At 45.3% G+C, this 20383-nt stretch carries 16 protein-coding genes; 6 read left to right on the top strand and 10 right to left on the bottom strand.

The window, feature by feature from the left end:
- Positions 1-41: 41 nt before the first annotated feature.
- The 8 genes from R7E29_RS07605 to R7E29_RS07570 form a co-directional block, all read right to left on the bottom strand.
- Positions 42-1343, bottom strand: coding sequence for a BatD family protein (locus R7E29_RS07605; protein WP_054576040.1), 1302 nt, complete (start codon positions 1341-1343; stop codon positions 42-44).
- The gene (locus R7E29_RS07600; protein ID WP_054576041.1) at positions 1340-3070 is read right to left on the bottom strand and encodes a VWA domain-containing protein; all 1731 of its coding nucleotides are present in this window, start codon (positions 3068-3070) and stop codon (positions 1340-1342) included. Before R7E29_RS07600 ends, R7E29_RS07605 begins: the two co-directional genes overlap by 4 nt.
- Entirely contained in the window at positions 3063-4133 is a 1071-nt protein-coding gene (locus tag R7E29_RS07595) for a vWA domain-containing protein (protein WP_054576042.1), read from the bottom strand. The genes R7E29_RS07600 and R7E29_RS07595 overlap by 8 nt, the downstream gene beginning before the upstream one ends.
- On the bottom strand, positions 4126-4704 hold the full coding sequence (locus R7E29_RS07590) for a DUF4381 domain-containing protein (RefSeq protein WP_005376546.1): 579 nt from the start codon (positions 4702-4704) through the stop codon (positions 4126-4128). Before R7E29_RS07590 ends, R7E29_RS07595 begins: the two co-directional genes overlap by 8 nt.
- Positions 4705-5667, bottom strand: coding sequence for a DUF58 domain-containing protein (locus tag R7E29_RS07585; protein WP_054576043.1), 963 nt, complete (start codon positions 5665-5667; stop codon positions 4705-4707).
- A gap of 12 nt (positions 5668-5679) precedes the next feature.
- Positions 5680-6663 carry an AAA family ATPase gene (locus tag R7E29_RS07580; protein WP_033906480.1) on the bottom strand — a complete coding sequence of 328 codons (984 nt, stop codon included), beginning with the start codon at positions 6661-6663 and terminating at the stop codon, positions 5680-5682.
- Positions 6664-6748: 85 nt separating this feature from the next.
- Positions 6749-8050, bottom strand: a complete 1302-nt coding sequence (locus tag R7E29_RS07575; protein WP_054576044.1) for an anaerobic sulfatase maturase — start codon at positions 8048-8050, stop codon at positions 6749-6751.
- Between the two features lie 106 nt (positions 8051-8156).
- Positions 8157-9683, bottom strand: a complete 1527-nt coding sequence (locus tag R7E29_RS07570) for an arylsulfatase (RefSeq protein ID WP_054576045.1) — start codon at positions 9681-9683, stop codon at positions 8157-8159.
- Positions 9684-9824: 141 nt separating this feature from the next.
- Here R7E29_RS07570 and R7E29_RS07565 point away from each other — a divergent pair, with 141 nt between their 5' ends.
- Positions 9825-10682 carry a LysR family transcriptional regulator gene (locus R7E29_RS07565; protein ID WP_005376559.1) on the top strand — a complete coding sequence of 286 codons (858 nt, stop codon included), beginning with the start codon at positions 9825-9827 and terminating at the stop codon, positions 10680-10682.
- A 135-nt stretch (positions 10683-10817) separates the two neighbouring features.
- Here the strand turns inward: R7E29_RS07565 and R7E29_RS07560 are convergent, their stop codons facing one another.
- The gene (locus tag R7E29_RS07560) at positions 10818-12365 is read right to left on the bottom strand and encodes an arylsulfatase (protein ID WP_005376560.1); all 1548 of its coding nucleotides are present in this window, start codon (positions 12363-12365) and stop codon (positions 10818-10820) included.
- 306 nt (positions 12366-12671) lie between these two features.
- On the opposite strand from R7E29_RS07560, the gene R7E29_RS07555 reads away from it, so the two are divergent.
- From R7E29_RS07555 to R7E29_RS07545, 3 genes are all read left to right on the top strand, one after another.
- Complete coding sequence (locus R7E29_RS07555; protein ID WP_005376561.1) at positions 12672-13058, top strand: winged helix-turn-helix domain-containing protein; 387 nt, start codon at positions 12672-12674, stop codon at positions 13056-13058.
- An 80-nt stretch (positions 13059-13138) separates the two neighbouring features.
- Complete coding sequence (locus tag R7E29_RS07550; protein WP_054576046.1) at positions 13139-15493, top strand: fatty acid cis/trans isomerase; 2355 nt, start codon at positions 13139-13141, stop codon at positions 15491-15493.
- Between the two features lie 19 nt (positions 15494-15512).
- Positions 15513-15704 (top strand): hypothetical protein, encoded by a 192-nt coding sequence (locus R7E29_RS07545; protein WP_005376565.1) that lies wholly within the window; start codon positions 15513-15515, stop codon positions 15702-15704.
- A gap of 50 nt (positions 15705-15754) precedes the next feature.
- On the opposite strand, the gene torS is transcribed toward R7E29_RS07545, so the two are convergent.
- Positions 15755-18718, bottom strand: coding sequence for a TMAO reductase system sensor histidine kinase/response regulator TorS (gene torS, locus R7E29_RS07540; protein ID WP_005376567.1), 2964 nt, complete (start codon positions 18716-18718; stop codon positions 15755-15757).
- A gap of 43 nt (positions 18719-18761) precedes the next feature.
- On the opposite strand from torS, the gene torT reads away from it, so the two are divergent.
- Positions 18762-19811, top strand: a complete 1050-nt coding sequence (gene torT, locus R7E29_RS07535; protein WP_080960073.1) for a TMAO reductase system periplasmic protein TorT — start codon at positions 18762-18764, stop codon at positions 19809-19811.
- Positions 19812-19875: 64 nt separating this feature from the next.
- Complete coding sequence (locus tag R7E29_RS07530; RefSeq protein WP_005376571.1) at positions 19876-20331, top strand: methylglyoxal synthase; 456 nt, start codon at positions 19876-19878, stop codon at positions 20329-20331.
- Positions 20332-20383: the final 52 nt, after the last annotated feature.

Here is a 20383-nt window from a genome sequence, read left to right as displayed (position 1 = left end):
TATTCTCTAATAAAAACGAGGCGCTATATTAGCGCCCCGTTTTATTCATTGCCATCTCTTCCAATGACTTTGTCCAGTTCTGGTAACGCTCGCGGAATACGGAATTTAAAGCGTTTTTGTTTGGTCTGGATTTTGCGCCACATCGAATTCAGTAAATGAGCGCTATTTTCACCATTTTGCATTCGCGACGCACTTTTTTGCCACGATTCACTCGTATCGGCTTTGGTCATTTCTAGCTCGGCCGTATTTAAACGCAATTGTTTGTACAATATGGTCCTTGCTTCAGACCAACGTTTAGCCTTTAACAAACGGTGAAACGTCAGCCATGCTGGTGTCGGTCTGTTGCGGTAGTAACGTTTAATGGCTACCAATGAAATAATCACAAAACCCAGCAACACAAGCGTGGAAACAATCCATTCAAAGTACGTTCTGATGAAGGACTTCAACGTGTGCTTCGCGGCAAAAGTTTTGCCCTCTAACATCACCGTTTCCACTTGCTGAGTCTTACTGTTCCACCAACGGAACTCATAATCCGGCAGGGTTAATTCACCACCTTGTTGAATCACGTACACGCTCTCTTCTGTGCGTGTTGACTGGTAATCACCACGTGTTTGCGTATCTGTCAAACGGTGGGGTTGAGGATATGCTTGATAACGGGTTGTTGATTCTCCTTTCAACAAGTCTGGTAGCAATACAGATAGTGAATCTTGAGCCAAAATGGTGATTTTACGCGTGATTGCATCCCCAACTTTGAGTGACTCAGTGGAGGTTTCCCACTCTTGTTTTACGTCTACGTGCGTTGCAGAAAACCAAGGCGTATCACCGCTCAACAATCCCGATGGCAAGACAGTTTTGAACTTAATCGGCTGCGTATAAAGTGTGCCTGACACCTTCTCGCCATCCGGCGCCGACACCTGAACGCCCACAGCGACAGGTGGAATCACAAAATCACCAGATGCTTGTGGATACAAAGTCACTTCCCAGCGTTGACGCGACCAAGTTTGTCCCTCTTTTTGCTCAGTAAAGTTGGTTGCTAGTTGATTACGTTGTTTGGCGATAACATTGGGTATTTCAATATTGCCAATTCTCGTACCACCCGTAAACCAACGCGGCGTTGCCACTTCGATGGTTAAAATAACTTGCTCATTGACGCTAAAACTTGGTGTTTTACGCTTCTCTCCAGCCGTTGGTTGTTTACCAACCCACGCTTGTAACTCAACACCATGCTCTCGTTGAACGTCACGAATATCTTGAGCCAACACACTACTGCTCAGGAGGAAACCGAAACAGATAACTAACCACAAGGGTAAAGCAAAGGGCGTAAAACGGTGGCTTTTCATCATTGCACCGCCTCCTCTGTATTTTCGTTCGCAGTAGAAGTTGATTCTCCGGTTTCTATTGAACGCAATTGAATCTGAAACTTCGCATTTAAGAAGTATTTAGGATCCGCTTCGACTCGCTTTAACCATTTGTCGGCTAATTCTTGGCTACCTAAGATGTCGTCTGCACTTAACGTCTCTTTAATCATCAACTCCGCTGACGTTTTTTCATCCGCCCCTTCTGCGGTTTGAGGGTTATCGCCTAGCTCGGTTGATGCTTCTTGCTCCGTTCCTGCCTGACTCTCACTCATCCGGTTGATGTCCTCTACAATACCACCAATCACTTTCAAGTTATGCTCAACATCCGGTCTTAGCCTCTCGCTTAACGTTGGCTTGTTGGCTAGGGATTTTAACAAGTCACGTGCAGCCAAATATTCACGCTGACGCGCCAATGCACTCGCCGCATTATAAAGACCGTAATCTCGAACCTCTTCGGACGGGTCGTTTTGCATTTCCAAAAACGCACTGTGGGCGAGTTCAAACTCGCTAGCGTAGTAGTACGCCGTCCCTTTGCGTAATGGATCGACAAACTGTTTCGCGGCTTCTAAATACGCTTGTTGGTTGAACAAACGCTGTCCTTGTTGATCTGGCGTTAGCCACAAATCCCACCACCATTGCGTCACCTTGTCGAAAGCCGTCACTTTTTGCACAATTTGTGGCTGCTCGGCTTTAACTGAAATGTTCTCGGCCAATGCACTTGTTGGCATCAATAACGTGCCGCTCACCATTACAATCACGCACCACTGCACTAACCACCCTTTTCTAAACCACAGCATCATGATCAGCGCGATTGGGAACAGAAGTTGATACCCCATGTCTTTCCAAGGCATTGAAGATTCGCCATTAAGCTGCATATTGCGCTCAACGTATCGATTCAGTTGCTCGATATCACTATTATCGACGGTCACTTCCACCAATCGACCGTTAGTCTGACTAGCCAGTTTTTGTAGAGAATCCAAATCCATTGGGTTGTTACTCACAATGTCAGCATTCCCTGCCGCAAGAATTAACAGTTGATAAGGTTTGCCCGAGAAATACGCTTGGTATTGCTCAATCGTGGCTGGATTAACGCCATCACTCACCAACAGAACAGTGGAGCCTGGTTGACCTTGCAATTGTTGGTCAATTAACGGCAATGCTTTTTCGGCAAGCTTACCTTGCACGGGCATAATTTCTGGCGTAATGGCCGCCAAAAACGGGTCAAATACTTTGCTGTCTTGAGTTATAGGCATCGCGACATGAGCACTGCCCGCGAACACGACTAAACCCGTTTTTCCGCCTTTTCGCGCGACTAGCAAATCGCGTATTTTCTGTTTGGAACGCTCAAGGCGGCTTGGTGGGAGATCTTTTTGCAGCATCGAGTCGCTGTTATCAAGCACCACAAGCATAGAGGCTTGATCTTCGCCAAAGGGGGAAGATTCACGTTGCCACGTTGGGCCTGCACAAATCACAATGGCGATGAACACAATCAGCATCAAGAGCTTAAGCGGCAGTTGCTTACGCCAGCCTCGCTCACCTATCGTCAAAGCATTGCGTAAATGTTCGGGCAAAATATCCTTCCAGCTTGGCTTGCTTTCTTCTCGCCAGCGTAACCACACCAAGAAAAACATGGGGATCAAAGCCAGTAACCACAGTGGTCGAATAAAATGAAACTGCGTAAAGAATTGCGTCCAACTAAGAGAATCAAACATCGCTCTCTCCTAATGATGATTGTGTTGCAGCCCTTCTTTTGAGTGTTGCGACGCTGAACGCGAGCAAATGCATGATGACCACTAACGCCATCAAGTAATGGTGAAGGCTTTGTTTTGGGCGGTATGTGGTGCTTTCGTAAAGTTGAGGTTCCAGTTTGCCAATTTCGTCGTAGGCAGCCGATAGTTCATCACGGTTGAGTGCTTCAAACGCTTCACCGCCGGATTCTTTCGCAATGCGATGAATCGTGTCCATATCCAACGCGGTTTCACCTATCGTTTCCGGATCGCCCATCGCAATGACGTGTACTCTCACGCCTTTGGCTTTCGCAACTTTCGCCGCATCAATCGGTTCAACAAAACTGCCCGTGTCGTTACCATCGGTTAATACAATCGCGACTTTTTCACGGTTTTGGTCTTGTTCTAAAGCACCACGCGACTGATCGCTTTGCTCAAAAACTTTAATCGCTAAGCCAATCGCATCACCAAGATGGGTACTCTGCCCTGCCATTGCCACATCGGTTTGGTTAAGCAGTTCGAGCCACACTTTTTGGTCTGCGGTAAATGGCGTTTGCACGAAAGCAGCATCACCAAAAAGCACCAAGCCTAATCGGTCACCTTTACGAGACTGAACAAACTCCGACAGCACTTCTTTTGCCGCATCAAGACGAGAAATTTTTTCGCCTGTACGTGAGGTGAAATCTGGCTCGGCCATGGAGCCCGAAAGATCCACCACCACCATCACATCGCGGCCTAAACTCTCGCGAACTTGAGGCTCGCCTAACACGGTGGGTTTTGCCATCGCACACACCACCAAAAGCCATGAAAGAATTAACGTTGCTCGTTGCCACCAACTCGGGGTCAACTGGCTTGCACCTTCTGATGGCGTCTCGCCAATCGCTTCCACCAGCTGACTAAAAAACGGCACTTTGATCGCCATTTGCTTAGTGCGATATGCGGGCACCAAGTAGTACACCACCAACGGCAAGGGCAAAACCAGAAACCACATTGGGTGAGCAAATTCAAAACCTGACAAACCAGTTATCGATGCAAGAAGATCATTCATGTTGACCTCCCTGATGTGCTTTGCGTTTCAATCGTGGTGATTTATTTGCCGCGCTTTTTTGAGCATCACAACGGTGCTCACTCACCCAGTTTTTCGCACGAGCAATAAGCGTTACTCGCTCTTCGTTGGTTAGCGTAACGCTTGGGTCAACAATACTTTGTAGCCAGCACTTTGAAAGCTCATCGTTAAAAACCATTTGCGAGTTTGCTTGAGAATCTTCGGTTTGCGGATACAGCGCATCGAGCTTGCGCAGAAAGGCGGTATCAAACAATTTCGCGTTGCGGCTATCAATATGAATCAGCACTACTTTAAGCACAGAGAACAATACTTTTGGCATGTCTTTGTCGCTCGATTTGATTTGCGAAATCGCCAGTAGAGCTTCTTTTCGGTAACGATTATGCCACCATTGCCGAGCCAATCGATATACGACATACACCAATGCAATGAGCACAACCGCCGCTAAAATTTTCCAGCCAATAGTTTGCGGGTACCAACTCACGCTAGATGGTACAGCCACATCATGCAGCTCTCTGAGTATGTAGGTACTCGGAGGCGTAGGAAGATCACTCATTTAACGCCCTCCTACCAGTTTTTGGAATTGTTTAATGTGCTCACCTGTCGTATCGAGTTCGATGTGCGGAAGGTGTTTCATCGCCATAAGTTGAGAGAGTGATTGACGCTGTAAGCTAGTTCGAGCCTCAAGCTTTGCGCTCGCAGCTTCTACCTTTGCGTTGCTGTCTAAATTGAGTTGATACTGCCCATCACCAACCACCCATTTCGATTTTGCCAAATCGTCTGGTAGCGCTTGTTCTAATGGGTCACTGACCATCACAGCAAGAACATCGTTGTGCTGTTGTAGCTGTTTAAGGTGATCAAGGTGGTGCTCCTCGCAGTCGCTCCAGTCGCTGATAAAAATCAAAGTGGATTGCTTGAGATTCATGCGTTTAATAAGCTCAATCCATTGACTGAACGCTACTTTTTCGGAATTGCGGGAGTCCACATTGAGCGATTGATTGGCTTTAGCGAGACGTTTAAGTTGCGCCAGAAGATCGTTTTGCGAACGCTGTGCCTTGCTGTGAAACAACGCCTGCTGGGATGCGATGACAAAACCGACTCGGTCGCCATCTTTTAATACTCGCCACCCACACATCGCTGCGATCTCTGCCGCGACAACTGATTTCATTACTTGCGTCGAAGCAAAAAACATTGTGCTTCTCTGGTCGACACACACGATTACGTTGCGATCTTTTTCTTCTGTATAACTGCGTACATGCGGCTTACCCGTACGCATCGTAACTTTCCAATCAAGGTTACGAATATCGTCACCCAATTGGTAATGGCGCAGCTCTTCGAAGTTCAATCCACGACCGCGAAACAACGAATTGTGTCGGCCAGAGAGTACGCTACCCGCCTTTAGGTGAGGAAGTAAACTGAATGATTCTGCTTGTGCTTGCAGACGTACTAAACGAGCGTAATCGCAGTACAAACGGGGATCCATCCCCTGTGATTTTGGCGCAAGAGTTGGCTTAGCCATAATGCCTCCCACTTACCCAATTTCTACACAATCTAGCAGCTCTTGTACGACTCGTTGGTGATCGACTCCGTCTGCTAGTGCGTCGTAGGTCAAAGAAAAACGGTGGCCCAATACAGACGGAACCATGGCACGCACATCGTCAGGAGTCACATGGTCACGTCCTTGCATCCACGCATACGCACGAGCGCATTTGTCGAGTGCGATGGAAGCACGAGGACTAGAGCCAATCTCAATCCATTTTGCTAAGTTTGAATCGGCATAACGCTCTGGCTTACGAGTCGCCATCACTAACGCAACGATGTAGTTTTCCACTAGGTCCGATACCACGATGTTTGGTAACTGACGACGCGCTTCTAGCACCACGTCTGGCTCGATGTGTTTTGGCGTAACAATTTCGCTGCTGGTTTCCGCACCCAATTCTTCACTGCGCACCAAACGAATGATGTCACGTTCGGCGTCATCTTCTGGATAATCGACGGTAACCTTCATGATAAAGCGGTCCATTTGCGCTTCTGGCAGCGGGTACGTGCCCTCTTGCTCTACAGGGTTTTGCGTTGCAAGCACCATAAATAAGTCTGGCAATACGTGAGTTTTATCGCCTACCGTGATTGTGCCTTCGGCCATGGCTTCAAGCAGTGCCGCTTGTACTTTGGCTGGTGCACGGTTGACCTCATCAGCAAGTACAATGCTGTTAAAAATTGGCCCTGACTGAAAATGGAGTTGCGGCTTACCATCCAGCTCTTGATAAACCTCAGTGCCCGTCACGTCAGATGGTAAAAGATCCGGCGTAAACTGGATTCGACCAAAACTGGTGTTTAACAAGTTCGCCAACGATTTTACGGAACGTGTTTTTGCCGTTCCCGGTAAACCTTCTAGCAGAATATGCCCATTTGTTAATAACCCAATGACTAAAGCTCGAACCACGTGGCTTTGTCCAATGACGCTTTTTTCTGTTTGTTCGATGAGTTCTTTTATCGCTTGTTGTGCGTGGTTCATAGGATACCTTTTCAATGGTTTAAGCCGTCTTTTCGATAGTTAAGTATAAGAACAAATGAAATAACTTAAGGTTATATTCACTATGTTATCTTTGCGGTTCTTGAGATTGGAGAAGTTGTGCAAGACCAACCAACATCGGTAACGCATAATCAAAGAACATTTTGATTCCCGAACACAAATAGTTTAGACCACTCTCACCATTCGGCGTTTTGATCAAACGGTTTTTGGGGCACTCACCCCAACAATAAGGCAAGTAAGGGCATTGCTTACAATACGTCGGCAATGAATCGCGTTTTGCCATGCCAAAAGTATATTGTCTTGTAGAGAAGGCCATTTCATTCAGTGAGTGTTCATGAATGTTGGCGAGTTTGTATTCTGGATACACATAGTGGTCGCAACTGAACACGTCGCCATTGTGCTCAATCGCCAACCCTTTGCCACAAAACTCCGCCGTCACGCAAAGCTGAGACGGTTTCCCCATTACTTGCGCCACCGCGGTTTCAAACAGATTAACCAACACACGGCCAAGATCGTTATTCACCCACTCTTCAAAGGTCGCCATTAAAAAGCGTCCCCAGTCTTCAGGATCGACTGACCAATCCGTTACAATCGACATTGGATGCCCCGGTTTAGCCAGAACACTGCCTTTGGTTGGGATCATCTGTTCGTTCCAAAACTGCGGCGCGGTTGTTTGGAAGTTGTTGGCTTCTACCACCGGCGCAAACTGAATATAAGTCACACCCAATTCTTGGGTTAAAAATCGATATACTTCGAGCGGGTATTTCGCATTGTGACGATTCACCGTGACCAACGCGTTGAATTTCACGCCATGCGCTTTGAGCTTATCTACCGCTTTCATCACGAGATCAAACGTTGGCTTACCGCTGCGGGTTTTGCGATATTTGTTGTGCAGCTCTCGTGGCCCATCAATCGACAAGCCAACTAGGAAGTTGTGCTCTTTTAAAAACGCACACCACTCATCGTTTAGCAAAATGCCGTTGGTCTGAAGGTCGTTTTCAATGCGAACGCCTTTCGGCTGATGTTTCTTTTGCAAAGCTACGACATTGCGGAAATAGTCCAACCCAAGCAGCGTCGGCTCCCCGCCCTGCCATGAGAATACAATTTCTTCGCCATCCTGACTTTCGATATAGCTTTTCACGAACGCTTCCAGTGTTGCGTCGTCCATTTTTGGCTGCTTTTCTTGGTGCAGTAGATTTTCTTTATGCAGATAAAAGCAGTACTGACAATCGATGTTGCACTTTGCTCCGCCTGGCTTTGCCATCACATGGAATCGACGGTCATACGCGCCCAGAACCGGCGCTTTAGACGCCGTTTTAAGGGGAACAATAGGCATAGTAGTAGAATGGCGAGGGGAAATCTTACTCATACGTTTCTCACTATTACATATACCCAAATAACCTCCTGAGCGCTGTACAGCAAAAGTGAAGCTATTTGGGTATATAGCGCTCCAAAAAGCGCTATATAATCTTAATTTACTTAGAAGACTTAGGTACGAACGAACCTGCTTCCATACGAGGAGGGAACTCTTTGAATGTACCCATCACCTCTTTCACTGTATCCATTGCTGGCATCATTAAGAATGAACGCTCGTACATCCAACGAGAATAACCCATGCCTTGATCGCCTCGTTCAAATGGATCAATGCTCAAGTCAAAGATCAGTGGCACACGAAGTTTAGTGAACGGCTTACGCCATACATCCATACCCGTTTCATTCTCTTGAATCATAAAGTGGAACTTGTACTTTCCTTGGCGCAATGCCACAAGATCGCCGTCGTCGCTCCAGTAAACGAACTCATTTCGTGCGGATTTGTCTGACTTACCCGTTAAGTATGGCAATTGGTTGTAACCGTCTAGGTGAACTTTGTAGTCCACATCGCCAACTTTTTTGCCTTTTAGTAATTCGTCTTTAACTTTGGTATCACCTGCCGCAGCAACTAGTGTCGGGAAAAAGTCCTCTAATGACATCATGCCGTTGAATGTTTTACCTGCCTCAATTTTTCCAGGCCATTTAATCAACATTGGCACACGGAAACTCCCTTCCCAGCCAGTGTTTTTCTCTGAGCGGAACGGTGTCATCCCAGCATCCGGCCACAAATCAACCATAGGGCCGTTGTCAGTGGTGTAAACAATGATTGTATTGTCATCCACACCTAACTCTTTGATCTTGTTAAGTAGCTGACCGATTTGGTCATCGTGCTGCTTAACACCATCCGCGTAGAAACCGGCACCTGTTTTACCTTGGTATTCTTCAGGAACATGTGTGAAGTTGTGCATGCGAGTGGTGTTAAACCAAGTAAAGAACGGCTTGTCCGCTTTTACTTGCTTTTCTATGAAGCTCTCTGCGGCATCAAGAAACTCACCATCAACATTTTCCATACGCTTACGCGTTAGTGGACCGGTATCTTCGATTTTGCCGTCAGCGTAAGAATGGATAACGCCACGAGGGCCAAATTTCTTCTTGAACTCCGGATCTTTAGGGTAATCCACGTTCTCTGGCTCTTCTTCTGCGTTCAAATGGTATAGGTTGCCGAAGAATTCATCAAAACCGTGGTTGGTAGGAAGATGCTCGTCTCGGTCACCTAAATGGTTCTTACCAAATTGTCCGGTTGCGTAACCCATTTGTTTAAGCACGGTTGCAATCGTCGGATCTTTTTCCGAGATACCTTCCGGAGCGCCTGGTAAGCCCACTTTTGATAGACCTGTACGTTTTGGCATTTGACCAGTGATGAATGAAGAACGGCCTGCTGTCGAGCTTTGCTGTGCGTAGAAGTTAGTGAACTTCGCACCTTCTTTAGCAATGCTATCGATGTTTGGCGTGTTGTACGCCATCATGCCTTGGTTATAGGTACTAAGGTTCCAGTAACCAACATCATCACCAAAGATGACAAGAATGTTGGGTTTGTCCGCTGCATGTGCAACTGCAGATGCAGCGCCTAATGCTAACGTACATGCGTTAAGTACGAGTTTTTTACTGCTCGTTTTGGTCGCATTTTTCATATTATCTCCAAGAGTTCGCTAGTGCGTAAAAAACGGTATTCGCTTTTCAATACCATTGTTGATATAAGATAAAGCACTAATTTCAGGCGATAAATGCAGTCAAAATTAGTTAACCTATAAATTAAATTTATGAGTGACGTTATGGACTTGAATTTGATCCAAACTTTTCTTGTTGTTGCGGAGTTTCAATCTTATACAAAAGCCGCGGAACAATTAGGGCTTACACAACCTGCTGTGAGCGCTGCAATAAAGCGTTTAGAGCAAGTCGTAGATAAGCAATTATTCGTTAAAAAAGGACGAGGTATCGCACTAACCTCCACCGCTTATCAATTACTGCCGCAATTCCAGCAAGCGGTTAGTATTATTGACAATGCGATATCTGATAGAAATCATTTTGAAGTGTGTTGTTCGGAAATTTTGTTGCACATTATGGACCCGATAAAGAACACTATTTTTTATGAATCACCACCCGAAAAATTCCTATTATTTGAGCTGTTAAGACAACAAAAAGTCGATCTAGTAATCGATACGGTGATCACGAAAGATGCAGCGTTTATTATTGAAGATGCCTATGAGGAAGAAGCCGTGGTTATCTGTCGTGAGAACCATCCCCGTGTACACGGCACGCTCACAAAAGAGCAATTTTATGAGGAAACTCACTGTTTATTTTCAGGAAAATGGAACAACATGTCGGGGTTCGAGCAACTAGCAAAGGAAACAATTCAAGAAAGAAAAGTCGACTTGATCACATCTTCGCTAGCGGGCATGGCGCTGTATGTCGCCCAAAGAGACAGTTTAGGGATCGTGTCTCAATCTTTTGCAAACAAGTGGAGCAAAGCGCTCAAACTTCAAATTTTGCCCTGCCCCATTTCGATACGCTCTATCCCTTACAAGTTCGTCTACCATAAGCGAGAGGTAAACAACCCAGCCCACATCGCTCTACGTGAAAAAATCAAAGCCAACTTAACGGCAGCCCACTACGAACCAATTTGTTTATAAATCTTGTCAATTGAAGCGTTAGGCGTTTTCGTCATCAAGCTTTCTACAAACCTTAATAGATAGAATTTTACAGATAAAAAAAGAGGCTCACTTTAATGAGCCTCTTTCTAGATGTGGAACTTCACTTAGCTTTTCTTACTTATTTGGGTTCTCTTTTAGTTTCTCCATCACTTGATCGAGCGAGAAGCTTGCTGCTTTTTGCCTTGGTGGGAACTCTTTAAACGTTTCAAGGAATCTGCCTACGTAAGCTTGCGCAGGAACAAGCATGTAAGCACGGTCTAGCATCCAATCGTAGTAAGTGTTAGAAGTGATATCAGCCACTTCGTAAGGATCCATACGCAAGTTGAAGATCTTAGGAACACGAAGTGTGGTGAATGGTTCAGCCCAAATACGCAACGTACCTTTTGCTCGTTGCTCCATAAAGACCAGCTTCCATTTGTTATAACGAAGTGCAGTTAAGTCTCCATCATCTGAGAAGTAAAAAATTTCTTCACGTGGGGCCTTATCCTCTTTACCAGTCAAATATGGTAGGAAGTTATAGCCGTCTAGGTGAACTTTGAATTTCTTACCATTCGCACTATAACCTTTGAGCAATTTCTCTTTGATATTGTCATCACCCGCGGCAGCAACGAACGTTGGCATCCAGTCCATGTGATGCATGATATCATTCGAAACAGAGCCAGCTTTAATTTTACCCGGCCAACGTACCATCGCAGGAACTCGGTACGCACCTTCCCAGTTGGTATTTTTCTCTCCACGGAATGGCGTTGTGCCTGCATCTGGCCACGAGTTCATGTGTGGGCCATTATCGGTGGAGTAAAAGACGATTGTGTTGTCTTTAATACCCAAATCATCCACTTTTTTCAGCAGCTGACCTACATGATTATCATGCTCGACCATACCATCTGCATACTCGCTGATGCCTGTTTTTCCAGAGTTCTCTTCTTTCACATGAGTACGGAAGTGCATACGAGTTGCGTTCCACCAGACAAAGAAAGGTTTTTCAGCCTTGACTGCACGATCCATAAAGTCGAGTGCCGCATCTAACGTCTCTTCATCCACGGTTTCCATGCGCTTGCGAGTTAGAGGTCCTGTATCCTCAATTTTGCCATCAGCGTACGAACGGATAACGCCGCGCGGACCGAACTTTTTACGAAACTCAGGATCTTTAGGATAATCGACGTTTTCTGGCTCCTCCTCGGCGTTCAAGTGATAAAGGTTGCCAAAAAATTCATCGAAGCCGTGATTAGTAGGAAGGTGCTCATCTTTATCACCTAAGTGGTTTTTACCAAATTGCCCTGTCATATAGCCCATCGGCTTCAGCATTTCGGCAATGGTTGCGTCCTCTTCCTTCAAGCCAAGATCAGCACCTGGAAGCCCCACTTTACTCAAACCTGTTCTAAGAACGGTTTGGCCCGTAATGAAAGTAGAACGGCCCGCTGTACAAGATTGCTCACCGTAATAGTCAGTGAACATCATGCCTTCTTTGGCGATACTGTCTATATTTGGTGTTTTGTACCCCATCAAGCCAAACGTGTAAGCACTGAGATTGGACTGGCCAATATCATCACCCCAAATGACGAGAATATTTGGTTTCTCTGCTGCGATACTGCTACTTGTCGCACCGATTAAAGCGGCGGCAAGAATCGCTAATCGGCGTTTAACGCCATATTTCGCTGTCATATAAACCTCTGTGTGTATTAGAAAAGTGCTTCCTGCAACAGAATGTATAGTTCACAAATGGCGGATAAGCGAATTTACTAAATGAGAATTCTTTCTATCTTTGCCTAACATTACACCGTTATTTGTAGCTAATACGCACTCCAATAGCACTTTAGTTCAGAGCGCCATCGCATCATTCATCACTACTGGTAATCTCAAGTATTAAGATTGTCTACGCATATCACAGTGCTCATAAAGTACCTGATTGCTTTTATATAAATATTAATGATAATACGTTTTACTACTATTAATAATTAAGGTACCCGTGTGCTTGACTCCAAGGTTTCAAATGGAAAAACTTCCCAATGCCAACACAACGGCGTTCACCATAATGATGAGGAGCTATTACTAGATAAGCGCACTCACTCTGTGGTACTCAATTACTTGCCAAACAAGAAATCTGTTCAGTTAACAAGCATTCAATTTAAGCTGCTGCAAACTCTCACTCACCATCAAGATCAAGTGCTTAGTAAGCATTTTCTTTACGAAACAGTACTAAAACGTGAATTTACTGAACATGATCGAGCACTCGATATGCACATGAGCAGAATGAGAAAGCGTCTAGTTCACGAAGGCGTTCCAACAGACAGAATTCAGACAGTCCACCGCCAGGGTTACATTTTCAAGCGCTCAGACAATCAACAGAAAAATTAACGCTAATTGACCCAACTTTTGGTAATTGACCGCTTATTTTGCTTTAATTAATGCAAATTCTAATCACGTAAAATAACTCAATGAATTTGCGCTTAATTTTTACACTTTGCATTGCGACTTTGTTTGCCGGCTGTGCAACCTATGCTGGTCTTAACTATGACCAACTGTTTGGTCCACAGCTCGTGCGTGAACGCACAGTTGACGTGGAAACCCCTCAAGCAAACTTCTTCCAAAGCGAAGTTAAACCCATTATGGATAACCGCTGTGTCGTCTGCCACGCGTGCTACGATGCACCATGCCAACTTAAGCTCTCTTCTGTTGAGGGCATTGACCGTGGTGCGAGTAAAGCACTGGTATATGAAGGAACAAGACTCACAGCCGCAGCACCAACACGCTTATTCGAAGATGCAGAAACAACCCAAGAGTGGCGCGATGCGGGTTTTCATCCGGTTCTCAACGAACGTGATCAAAGCATGGCAGCCAACATTGATGCAGGACTTATCGCACGTTTGCTACAACAAAAAGAGCGCCACCCATTGCCTGACCAAGTCCAGTTAGAAGGCTTTGACTTTTCGATAGACCGAGAGCAAACCTGTCCGACGATTGAAGAATACGAGCAATACGAGAAGGATAACCCAACCTGGGGCATGCCTTTTGGTATGCCAAATCTATCAAACAGTGAATACCACACACTCATGACTTGGTTGGAAAACGGCGCAATAATGAACGTTCACCAACCTGTTAGTGAGAATGAGCAAGCGCAAATAGATAAGTACGAAACATTACTTAACCACTCTGATTTGAAAAATCAGCTGATGGCTAGGTATATATATGAGCATTTGTTTTTATCTCATCTCTACTTTTCAGAACTCGATGAAGATCCCCGATTCTTCACGCTCGTCCGCTCTGCTACACCACCAGGACAGCCCGTCAAACGTATTTCAACGCGTCGCCCGTACGATGATCCAGGGGTTGAACGTGTGTTTTATCGAATTATTCCAGAGCAAGGGACCATAGTAGATAAAACTCACATGCCATTCGCGGTAAACAAGCAACGCATAGAGAACTGGAAAACTTGGTTTATTGATGCTGATTACACGGTTAGCCAGCTACCGAGTTATGCACCAGAAGTTGCTGCAAACCCGATGACATCATTCATCGACCTTCCAGTGAAATCGCGCTTTAAGTTCATGCTAGATAATGCACAAAATACAATAATGGCATACATCAAAGGCCCAGTTTGTCGTGGCCAACTGGCATTGAATGTTATCAATGATCGCTTTTGGGTGTTTTTCCTTGATCCAGATAAAGCAGACATCCCAGAAGTAAATGAGTTTTACCGATCTCAGGCTGATAACCTAAAACTACCGGCAGAACAAGAAAGTAACACGCTACCTGTTACCAACTGGGTCAAGTACGCGCGCCAGCAAGCTCGCTACCTAGAGGCTAAATCTGAGTTCACTAATAACTGGTTTAAAGAAGGTGAAAACCTATCCACCGATGTAATTTGGGACGGTAATGGCACCAACCATAATGCGGCATTAACGATATTCCGCCATTTTGATAGTGCTTCTGTTGTTCAAGGGTTAGTTGGTGAGCAGCCTAAAACAGTGTGGATTCTTGACTACGCGTTACTAGAGCGTATCCACTATTTGCTTGTTGCTGGGTTTGACGTTTACGGTAACTTCGGCCATCAGCTCATGACACGAATGTTTATGGACTTCTTGCGTCTAGAAGGCGAAAGTAACTTTATCTCGTTGTTACCCGCCGATATGCGCCATGAACTGCAATCTAGCTGGTATAAAGATCAAAGCCCGCAGTTGAGTGACTTTTTACAACGAAATGTGAAGCCGTTTAACCAACCAACCAGCGTTCAGTATAAGAGTGACGATCCAAAAACGGAGTTGGTGGAGTTGTTGAGCGAACATGTCTCAGATGTGCTTCTGCCTCGCTACGAAATTCAAGACACGGCTCTTTCTGCGAGTAGTGAAAAGCAACTAAAACGTATTGACCACGTTCGTGGTGAAGGCCTAAAAACCGTTCCGCAAATCACTATGCTTATGGTGAGAAGTCAATCAGGGGAAGATGAACTGTTCACCTTACTTCACAACAATGCACACACAAACATCTCTAGCTTGTTTGATGAAGAAAGTAACCGTGACTTTGCTAACGATGATATGACCATTGTACGCGGCGTTGTGGGAAGCTACCCTGCGGCATTTTTCTCGATCAACGAAAACCAAGTAAAAGATTTTGTCGATCAATTTAGTGCCATCCAAAACGAGTCCGATTACGTTAAGTTATTGGATAATTTTGCGATTCGTAGAAGCTCAGAAAAATTCTGGTCATTTAGCGATCGTTTACATAATTGGTACCGTACAAAACAACCGATCGAATTTGGATTACTTGACTATAATCGTTTTGAGAATCGATGATGATTTAAAGGGGGTTCTCATGGGTATCCGAGATAACATTGCCGCTCTTGAACAACAGATTTACGTTGCTTGTTCTGAGGGAGACTACGAAACGGTCAATATGCTTGAGCATCAACTCGAATACTTGCGTGGCAAAGTGGAACATCCTTTTGATGATGACCCTTATGCCCTAGACACTCGATTCGAGTGGGAAGATGACATGACCGAATAGAAAAAACCTCCGGAAAGCCGGAGGTTTTTTTATTTTCAATGCTCGATGGATTACTTCGCCATTAACTCATCCAGAGCTTGAATTGATGCAGACACTTGAGAAACTAAATCATCTTTAGTCGCATTATAGGTATCTAGAGGTTGAGGCGCGGCTTCAATTGCTTGGCAAGCGTTCATTAGCGCAGTTAGTCCTAAACTTCCTGCACTGCCCTTTAATTTATGGGCAAGGTTCTTTACTTCTTTACTATCATTGTCCTCAGCAGACGCTTGCAGCTTGCTTAATACATCAGTGCTGGTGGCTCTAAACAGATTAATAATGTGCAACATCTTATCTCTGCCCAAGATTTTCATATCGGACTCAATCACGCTCGGATTAATGATAACCACATCGGGTTCCTTTGTTTTAGGTGCTTGAACGACCTTTGATTGTAGCTCTTGTTCTTGAGGCGAAATTTGATCAAACGGGGTACAGTCGGCATTTTGTGGCAACAACAACGGCTTTCCGTCTAGCGCATCCTGAATCAATGCCGCGAGTGCCTCTTTTGCCAATGGCTTAGGCAAGTATCCGTCAAAACCAGCGGCTAGATAGCGCTCAACTTCTTCCGCAAAAACGTGCGCAGACACTGCAATCATTGGCGTGACGGCAAGCGCTTTATTGGCCGGCTTATCACACTCAATCCGCTTTAAGCGTTGGATCAACTCAGTTCCATCACAATCAGGGAGGTTGATGTCGACCAAAGCGATATCAAAATCTTGTGTGCTGATCAGTTGCTCTGCTTGTGAGCCGTTTTCTGCCATCACGACTTGGTGCCCCATGCTTTCTAGAAAGCCTTCCGCGACCACTCGGTTGACTTCATTATCTTCTACTAGCAAGACCTTTGCTTTCACTTTGCAACGTGCGGTTGCCACGGTTCCTGTTTCAATAGGTTCGCTTTCCTCTAACGGAATAGAGAACCAGAATCGGCTACCATTTCCCTCTTCGGAATCGACTTCTAAAACACCGCCCATCGCTTCAATGATTCGCTTACTGATGGCAAGTCCAAGCCCCGTGCCTCCAGTTTGGCTCATCCCACCTTCAGCTTGCGTGAAGGCATCAAACAACGTTCTCTGGTATTTTTTGGCAATTCCTATTCCAGTGTCTGATACTTCAAACAGGACTTGCGACTCGTCCTCTGGGTTCAGGCTAACGTAGATATCAATTTCTCCTTCGTCAGTGAACTTAATCGCGTTACCAACGAGATTGTTCAGCACCTGACTGATTCTGGTGACATCCCCTTTCCAGTAGCGACTAACATCACTTTCAATATGGTAGGAGAACAGCAGCTTCTTCTCTTGTGCTCGACTGTTCATTAACTGGAAAGTGTCCTCCACCATTTGGTGTAAATCAAAGCCCATGTGACGAATTTCTAAATGCCCCGCTTCAATCTTGGAGTAATCCAGTACATCATTAAGGATCGCGAGCAACGTTTTACCACTACGATTAATGATTTCCGCATAACGCTTTTGAATTGGGTTGAGGCCTGAGTCAATCAACAAGCGTGCTGTCCCCAACACTCCGTTCATTGGCGTTCTTATCTCATGGCTCATCGTCGCCAAGAATGCCGATTTTGCTCGGCTCGCTTGCTCTGCTTGCTTGCGAGCTTTAGCGTGATTCAAAACCTCTTCATTCAAACGGCGGTTTGCTTGTTTTAACTGCGAAGTGCGCTGCTCAACGAGCTCTTCTAAATGCTCTTTATGCTCCTCAAGCTCTCGCTTGGCTTGAGCTTCACCCTCTGCTACCACTTTTAGTGCTTGCGCGGTATTACGAGCCGTGATGATGGCCTGCCCCATATGCGCCAACTCATCTTTGCCTTTCACTTCCAACTCAACCGCTAAGTTACCCTGCGCCACAGACAGCAACGCAGCGGAATATTCAGCTAACCGCTTCACAACAGAAAGGTACACCACACGCCATAAAATCAGCACCAATACAATCAAACCAACAATTGAAATAACGGTTAAAGACCACTGAGCGAATTTCAGTGTGCTGGTCAATTGGTCTACAGCAACGGTAGTGGTTTTGTTTGAATCATCAACCAATTTGTTGACCGTGCCATTAAGCTCTGAGAACAACTCTAATGTCTTTTGCATCAGTTGTTGTGACTGTTCGTTATTCTCGTATTGCTGCATCAGTATAGAAAATACGACCTGACGCTTACCAAGCTCTATGAGCAGTTGGCTCATTTGCTTAGAGCGCGTAGGATCTTCCACAGCGAGTACACGGCGTTGCATGATTTTGAGGTTGCTATCGAAATCACTTTGAACCTGTTGAATTCGCTCAATATTCGTTAATGTCCGAGCCTCTTCAATCTGATTCAACATTTTAAAGGCCAACAAGTGCAGTTCATGCAATCGCTCAGTCAGATCAAGATCGACCTCCACCAGTGCATCTAGCGCCTGATAAACTTGCGATTTTTTATTCGATTCTAATAAGTCATAAATATGCGTGACGTTAGCAACAGCAATGGTGCTTGTATTCTGAACTTGCGTACGAGTTAGTTGTTCTAGCTCTTCACTGAGCAGACGCATTTCTTCAACACGAGTATCTATCTCTTTTGCAAGCCACAGCTTTTTTTCAACCGAAACACCGAGTTCTGCCAAATTGTCGATAACGTTCTGGACGTTATTCTCTAAAGCTTCTAACAATTGAGAATCGAACGACTCACTCCCGAGCTCCTTGATGTGAGTGAGTAAAGACTCGAGCTGTTCGAACAGCACTCGCCCTGACTCCTTTCTTTCCTGCTCGTTTCTTGCGTTCGACAACATTTGTACAGACGAAATAATACGAGTACTCAACTCAGAGACTTGTCTCGCCTCAATCATGGCGGGAATCGCAGAATCCACGACATTTCTTTCGGTTTTGGCAACCAAAGAAAATCCAGACACACCAATAAGTGCCGATAACATGACCAGTATTGCCATCGCAATGAAAGACAACAAAAGTTTACGACCGATGCTTGCAGTTGCTAGCAGCATATTTTCATGACCTTAATGTTCGTGTTCAGCGACATATTACGTTATATTTTGCAGTGTTTACTTAATCTATGCCAACGAACTTCATTTCATGGTTAAAAATCAACACGCATTTCGCACATTTTTCAAACATTCTGCAGCCACTTTAACCCTCGTTGCTTCTTTGCCAGCGGTTGCCGCAGAGAAAATATGTGCAATATACCCTCACCTAAAGGATTCATACTGGTTGTCAGTAAACTATGGAATGGTGTCCGAAGCGAAAAGAGAAGGTGTCGAGCTACGAGTCCTTGAAGCGGGCGGCTACCCAAACAAAACCCGTCAAGAACAACAACTCGCACTGTGTAACCAATGGGGAGCAGATGCGGTTATCCTTGGGACCGTGGACCCACAGGCTTACGAGCATTCACTTAAAAATTGGGTGGGGAATACTCCCGTTTTTGCTACTGTGAACCAACTCGACTTGGATGAAGAACAAAGTGAGTTGCTAAAAGGGACTGTCGGTGTTGACTGGCATTGGATGGGATACGAAGCGGGTCAATATTTGGCAGCTCGCCATCCAAAGGGGTCAGGAAAAACCAACATTGCCTTACTTTTGGGGCCGCGAACTCGTGGTGGTACGAAACCCGTTACTGCCGGATTTTATGAAGCGATACAAGGAAGTGATATCAACATTGTTGACTCATTTTGGGCAGACAACGACAAGGAGTTACAACGTAACCTAGTTCAACGTGTGATCGATATGGGAAATATAGATTACATTGTTGGCAGTGCAGTGGCGATTGAAGCGGCCATCAGTGAGCTGCGCAGTGCCGGCAAAGCCGAGGAGATCGGTTTAGTTTCTGTGTACTTAAGTCATGGTGTATATCGAGGCCTGTTACGTAACAAAGTACTCTTCGCACCAACAGATAAAATGGTGCAGCAAGGTCGGCTTTCCGTGATGCAAGCAACGCATTACTTAAGAGGTGAAGCTTATGACAAACATGCCTCACCAACCATCAAACCACTGACTCCGAAGACGCTTCATGACGACACGATCGAAGAATCGTTATCTCCGTCAGAATATAGGCCGACATTCCGTGTTAAGGCTGTTGATTGAAAGACCAAAAACGTGTTCTATTGAGTCACAACAATTTTAAAATCATACAAACGGAAACATCTTGATGCAAAAAACCATTCGTACCATGCCAACCCATAAACATGTGGCTTTGGTTGCTCACGACAACTGCAAACCTGAGCTACTTCGCTGGGTAAAAGAAAACAAAGAAAAGCTACAGAGTCACTTCCTTTACGCAACTGGCACGACAGGACACATGCTGAGTAAAGAAACTGGACTTGCGATCAAGAGCATGATCAGTGGTCCGATGGGCGGTGATCAACAACTAGGCGCTCTCATTTCAGAAGGCAAAATCGACGTTCTCGTTTTCTTTTGGGATCCACTGAATGCCGTACCTCACGACCCAGATGTTAAAGCGCTTCTTCGTATTGCTAGTGTTTGGAATATTCCTGTAGCAACGAACCGAGCCACCGCTAAGTTCCTGTTTAACTCCCCTCTTCTTGAGCAAGAAGTAGACATCGAAGTACCGGATTACGAAGCCTATCTTGCTGAGCGCATGTAAGCTTTGATGCCAACCAAATAAAGCAAGGGCGATACCAAGTATCGCCCTTGCT

Origin of the sequence: Vibrio sp. Vb1729 (genome assembly GCF_033338655.1) — a bacterium.
GTDB lineage: Bacteria > Pseudomonadota > Gammaproteobacteria > Enterobacterales > Vibrionaceae > Vibrio > Vibrio alginolyticus.
Note: the sequence above shows the minus strand (reverse complement) of the source record. Positions and strands in the feature narration are given on the sequence as shown.

What these genes read in the sequence shown, in the direction of transcription:
- R7E29_RS07605 (WP_054576040.1), bottom strand. Translation starts at nt 1,343, where the DNA reads ATGATGAAAAGCCACCGTTTTACGCCCTTTGCTTTACCCTTGTGGTTA.
- R7E29_RS07600 (WP_054576041.1), bottom strand. Translation starts at nt 3,070, where the DNA reads ATGTTTGATTCTCTTAGTTGGACGCAATTCTTTACGCAGTTTCATTTT.
- R7E29_RS07595 (WP_054576042.1), bottom strand. Translation starts at nt 4,133, where the DNA reads ATGAATGATCTTCTTGCATCGATAACTGGTTTGTCAGGTTTTGAATTT.
- R7E29_RS07590 (WP_005376546.1), bottom strand. Translation starts at nt 4,704, where the DNA reads ATGAGTGATCTTCCTACGCCTCCGAGTACCTACATACTCAGAGAGCTG.
- R7E29_RS07585 (WP_054576043.1), bottom strand. Translation starts at nt 5,667, where the DNA reads ATGGCTAAGCCAACTCTTGCGCCAAAATCACAGGGGATGGATCCCCGT.
- R7E29_RS07580 (WP_033906480.1), bottom strand. Translation starts at nt 6,663, where the DNA reads ATGAACCACGCACAACAAGCGATAAAAGAACTCATCGAACAAACAGAA.
- R7E29_RS07575 (WP_054576044.1), bottom strand. Translation starts at nt 8,050, where the DNA reads ATGAGTAAGATTTCCCCTCGCCATTCTACTACTATGCCTATTGTTCCC.
- R7E29_RS07570 (WP_054576045.1), bottom strand. Translation starts at nt 9,683, where the DNA reads ATGAAAAATGCGACCAAAACGAGCAGTAAAAAACTCGTACTTAACGCA.
- R7E29_RS07565 (WP_005376559.1), top strand. Translation starts at nt 9,825, where the DNA reads ATGGACTTGAATTTGATCCAAACTTTTCTTGTTGTTGCGGAGTTTCAA.
- R7E29_RS07560 (WP_005376560.1), bottom strand. Translation starts at nt 12,365, where the DNA reads ATGACAGCGAAATATGGCGTTAAACGCCGATTAGCGATTCTTGCCGCC.
- R7E29_RS07550 (WP_054576046.1), top strand. Translation starts at nt 13,139, where the DNA reads ATGAATTTGCGCTTAATTTTTACACTTTGCATTGCGACTTTGTTTGCC.
- R7E29_RS07545 (WP_005376565.1), top strand. Translation starts at nt 15,513, where the DNA reads ATGGGTATCCGAGATAACATTGCCGCTCTTGAACAACAGATTTACGTT.
- torS (WP_005376567.1), bottom strand. Translation starts at nt 18,718, where the DNA reads ATGCTGCTAGCAACTGCAAGCATCGGTCGTAAACTTTTGTTGTCTTTC.
- R7E29_RS07530 (WP_005376571.1), top strand. Translation starts at nt 19,876, where the DNA reads ATGCAAAAAACCATTCGTACCATGCCAACCCATAAACATGTGGCTTTG.